The 4265-nt window shown below is 49.7% G+C and carries 9 protein-coding genes and 1 pseudogene; all 10 read left to right on the top strand.

Annotated features, from left to right (window positions below):
• A pseudogene (locus GJ688_RS20355) lies at positions 1 to 438 on the top strand (anaerobic ribonucleoside-triphosphate reductase); the annotation flags it as partial.
• Between the two features lie 61 nt (positions 439 to 499).
• Positions 500 to 1417 carry a major capsid protein gene (locus GJ688_RS19280; RefSeq protein ID WP_155478124.1) on the top strand — a complete coding sequence of 306 codons (918 nt, stop codon included), beginning with the start codon at positions 500 to 502 and terminating at the stop codon, positions 1415 to 1417.
• Between the two features lie 57 nt (positions 1418 to 1474).
• Entirely contained in the window at positions 1475 to 1669 is a 195-nt protein-coding gene (locus GJ688_RS19275) for a hypothetical protein (protein WP_170292168.1), read from the top strand.
• 8 nt (positions 1670 to 1677) lie between these two features.
• Positions 1678 to 2025, top strand: coding sequence for a hypothetical protein (locus GJ688_RS19270; RefSeq protein WP_155478122.1), 348 nt, complete (start codon positions 1678 to 1680; stop codon positions 2023 to 2025).
• The gene (locus GJ688_RS19265; RefSeq protein ID WP_155478121.1) at positions 2022 to 2333 is read left to right on the top strand and encodes a hypothetical protein; all 312 of its coding nucleotides are present in this window, start codon (positions 2022 to 2024) and stop codon (positions 2331 to 2333) included. Before GJ688_RS19270 ends, GJ688_RS19265 begins: the two co-directional genes overlap by 4 nt.
• On the top strand, positions 2333 to 2773 hold the full coding sequence (locus GJ688_RS19260) for a hypothetical protein (protein ID WP_155478120.1): 441 nt from the start codon (positions 2333 to 2335) through the stop codon (positions 2771 to 2773). Before GJ688_RS19265 ends, GJ688_RS19260 begins: the two co-directional genes overlap by 1 nt.
• Before the next feature lies 1 nt (position 2774).
• Positions 2775 to 3140, top strand: a complete 366-nt coding sequence (locus tag GJ688_RS19255; RefSeq protein WP_155478119.1) for a minor capsid protein — start codon at positions 2775 to 2777, stop codon at positions 3138 to 3140.
• Positions 3141 to 3566, top strand: coding sequence for a phage tail tube protein (locus tag GJ688_RS19250; RefSeq protein WP_155478118.1), 426 nt, complete (start codon positions 3141 to 3143; stop codon positions 3564 to 3566).
• 20 nt (positions 3567 to 3586) lie between these two features.
• Entirely contained in the window at positions 3587 to 3880 is a 294-nt protein-coding gene (locus tag GJ688_RS19245) for a hypothetical protein (protein WP_155478117.1), read from the top strand.
• Between the two features lie 35 nt (positions 3881 to 3915).
• A complete protein-coding gene (locus tag GJ688_RS19240) occupies positions 3916 to 4233 on the top strand; it encodes a phage tail assembly chaperone (protein ID WP_155478116.1) in 318 nt (105 codons plus the stop codon).
• The last annotated feature ends 32 nt before the right edge of the window (positions 4234 to 4265 follow it).

Here is a 4265-nt window from a genome sequence, read left to right as displayed (position 1 = left end):
GTCAACACCAAATATAAAGAAGTCCAGGGCCAACTGGACCAGCTGTTGGCCGAGCGCGAACAGCAAGAAAAACAAGCCAAAGAACAACAAGGCAAGTTTGAAGAACTCTACAAAACGACTGCCGATGAGTTAACCAAGGCCCAAGATGGTTTCAAGACCGTGAATGGCCGGGTTGAACAATTAGAATCCGTTATTAACGGCCTATTAGAAGCCAAACTTGAAGGTATTCCAAAGGACTTTCACGACCTCGTTCCTAACAACCTAACTCCAGAAGCGAAGCTGGAATGGTTGGCGGCAGCTGAAAAGAAAGGATTATTTGGCGTAAAGCAAGAACAGCCTATCGGCCAAGCGACCAACCCTACGCAAGCTCAAACCACTGACCTTAATCAGCTCAGTTCCATACAACTTCTTAAAATGGGCTATGCCCAGCGAGCGTAATCCCTAAACGGATTGCGCTTTATCTTTTCCCCAATACAGCACATAGGGAGGATTTTTTACTTTGGCACTAACCATGACCGAAGCGGCAAAGCTATCGACGGATGTACTTCAAAAAGGCGTTATTCAAACGTTCGCTCGTTCTTCTCCGATTCTAGAACTACTGCCGTTCATGGAGATTTCGGGGAACTCCTACAAGTACAATCAGGAGCAGACCTTACCGGGCATCGCCTTCCGGTCTGTCAACGAAGGCTATGTAGAATCGGCGGGTGTGGTCAACCAGCTATCCGAGGGCTTATATATCCTTGGCGGAGACGTGGATATTGATAAGTTCCTCGTGCAAACCCGAGGTAACGTCAACGACATTCGCTCCATCCATACGGACCTGAAAGCAAAAGCCTTAGCTCTGGAGTTTACCCGAGCCTTCTTCAAAGGGGATGCGGCCCAGCCGAGCCAGTTTGACGGCTTGCAGAAACGGTTAACCGGGAAGCAAATTATTGATGGTGAGGATAAATCCTTCGATTCGAATAAACTGGATGAGTTGATTGATGCCGTAGAGGGTGAACCGGACGTACTTCTTTGTTCCAAGGCGATGCGCCGTGAGATTAAGAAATCACTAAAAGACTCGACTCACTATATCGAAAGCGGAGAAGATTCTTTTGGTCGCCAAGTAAGTACCTATGCGGGTATTCCGATTCGTGTGATCGAGACGGATGGTGCGGGTCAGGAGATTCTCGGATTTAACGAATTAGATAAGGCCGGAACAGCTTCGGATACTGGCTCCATTTACGCGATCAAGTTTGGAGCAGAGCAGTATGTCTCGGGCCTCCGTAACGGTGGTGTATCGGTGCGTGACCTTGGGGAAATCGACAGTAAGCCGGTATTCCGTACCCGGATTGAGTTTTATTGTGGTATGGCGGTGTTCCACCCTCGGGCAGCTGCACGGCTCCGGTATATTAAAAAGTCGCAACAACAACAGTAAGATTTGACGTGGTAGAGTAATCTGCCACGTCTTCATTTTTTATGGGGAGGGGATATCGTGGCAAAATATCGGATTAAAACGCCTAACGTGATTTATAACGGTGTGACCGAGGGCGTACTGTTTCAAAACGGTGAAGCGATCGTCGAAGACGAGCGTTTGAAAAACCTTCTGATGAGTGACTATGGCTATACCGTGGAAGTGATCGAGGAAGAAATCGTAGAAGATAAGAAGCCCAAAACTGCCGCGAAGTAGGTGAGTAAGTGGCGGATCTGAACCGAGCCAACACCTATTTTGCCAACAATGTGCTTCATAACGAGGAATGGGTGACTAGGGATAACTCCACTCGCCAAAGGGCTTTACTCAGTGCAGAAACCCAGCTATACCGGGTATTCCGCAACTATCAACCCGATATTCGGCCTCTTCCCGAAGAAGCAGTGTTTGAACAGGCTCTTTGGCTGTTGGGAATGGACGAAACGGTTCGTAAATCCGAACAAGGCGTGAAAGCCGTATCGGTTAGCGGACTGAGTATCACTATGGAGGGGATACGACGGATTTCCCCGGAAGTCATCGCCATCCTTGGACGTCGAGTGGGGAGGTACGCCGATTGATTCCATTAAAACAATGGATTACGCGAAGCACCAGCGACACCATGGATGCGTGGGGGATTATGTTACCTGGTTCTAAGAAAACCATCCCTTGTCGGATCGAAGAAAAGCACATGCTCGTCAAAGATTCTCATGGCAAAGAAGTGGTTTCGACCGCCGAGATTCTGCTTCGAGGACTCGTAAAAATCGGCTTCAATGATGTTATGGAGTGGACCGATGAAAACGGCGTGTCGTATTCCCGACAGCCATTATCCGTATCCGTCCTTCGAGACTTTGGCGGAAAACCTGTATTTACGAAGGTGGTTGTATAGTGGCCAACATCACAGTGGATGCCAAAGATGTACTTCAAAAGCTGGCGAAGGCGGAACGTGAATCGAATAAAGTGGTGGTTCAAGCGGTCAACGATTGTGCGGATGATTTACTTCGTGTTTCGTCAGAAATTGCTCCCCATGACAAAGGAATCCTTGAAAAGTCCTATGCTCGGGAAATGAACACGAATCGAGATCAGGTGACGGTAAATGTCCAATATGCCGTCCGTGAAGGGAATTTCAACTACGCCGTTCAAATGCACGAGGGTGAATACCGGTTGGGAGCCGGTTCGCGTGCCAAGCCGGGAACAGAGGGGATGTCTGGAACCCACTACAATGTGGGCAATAAGTTCCTAACCCGGCCGTTAGAGGGCGAAGCCGACACATATCGAAAACACATCCGTCAGGTGTTACGCCAGGTGATGCCAAAGGATGGCCAGTAACATGAGAGTCATGGACTTGATTCAGTACCTTCGCAGCGAGATGGCGGCCGTTTATTTTGCCAATCGGTTTTCACCGACCGGTCCAGATGATTGTGTCGTCGTTACGATCTTTGGCGGAGGGCCACCGGATCGAAACATTCGACGGCCTTCGTTTCAAGTGCTGGTCCGAAGCAAACATCCCGCCCAAGCGGAACAAAAAGCCCTTGAGTTCCTGGATATGCTGCATCAAAAGCGAGGATTTCAAATCGGCTCCGAACAGGTGATTTTATGTAACGCCCAAAACTCGGCTCCCCTCTATGTGGGAACCGACGAAAACGGGCGTTCTTTTTATTCGGTCAACTTTTCAATCTTACTGGAGGTGGAGTAATTGGCAAAACTCGCGGGTGTCGACGTTTTGTTGTATGTAAAAACCGGGGGAACCGACGATACCCCCACCTATACCGTTCTCGGCGGACAATCAGGAGCCACGTTAAACCGTGCTACCCACGTGGTAGACGTAACCTCCAAAGACGCCAACGGCTGGGCCGAAAACGTCGCCGGGGTAAACTCATGGACTTTGGAATGTAACGGCTTCCTGATCGCCGATGACACGGCCACCGTGTATCTGGAGCAGTCTTGGTTGAACCGGGCCATGATTAAGGCAGAAATTCGGTTTCCCTCCGGTCGAAAGTACACCGGCCACTGCATCATCAGCGATTTCCCCTATGAGTTTCCGCAGGATGGGGCTGCGACCTATAAGTTGTCTCTCACCGGAACTGGAGCATTGATCCTTATGAACGAAATCACCCCGTAAACATGGAGGGATAACGCAAAATGGCAAATAAGCACAAAGCCTTGGTCGAAATTACGTTGGACAAGCCCAGGAGACTCCGCTACGACTTAAATGCGCTGGCCGAGTTGGAAGATAAGTTAGGCGTATCTCTGCAAGAGCTTGATCAATTGGCGATGGGCGTCAAACAGCTACGGGTATTTTTGTGGGCGGGATTGGTTCATGAAGATCCCGGTTTATCGGAGATTGATGTCGGGGCTTTCGTCGACTTGGAAAACCTCGCGGAAGTGAATCAAAAAATCACGGAAGCATTTCAGTTGGCCACGGGAAAAAACTAACCGACGACCCCGAAGGAACGCCGGTTTCGACAAGAATGGATTTTTGGAAACAGGTGAAAGAGACCGCCTTCGGGGTCCTAAAGCTACGCCCTACGGAGATGTGGGGATTGACGCTGATGGAATTGATCGAAATGGCAGAGGCACGGAACAAGGAAACGGTCACGCACTATGAACTCTCCTATCGACGGACGGCTTGGTTGGCCGCAAACCTCATGAACGCAGCCGGTACACTCAAGCAGCCCGTTACGGTGGACTTATTGTTGGGAATAGACAGCACCGAGGACGCCCGGCCCATAAACGAAGAAGATCGGACAAAAGCGTTTCGTGATTTGGTAGAAAAGTTCAATCAGTGATGCCCGAAAGGGGGTGAGTTCCTGTCCGTATT

It is taken from the genome of Heliobacterium mobile (assembly GCF_009720735.1).
Lineage (GTDB): Bacteria > Bacillota > Desulfitobacteriia > Heliobacteriales > Heliobacteriaceae > Heliobacterium > Heliobacterium mobile.
This window is presented reverse-complemented; position numbering and strand designations above follow the sequence as displayed.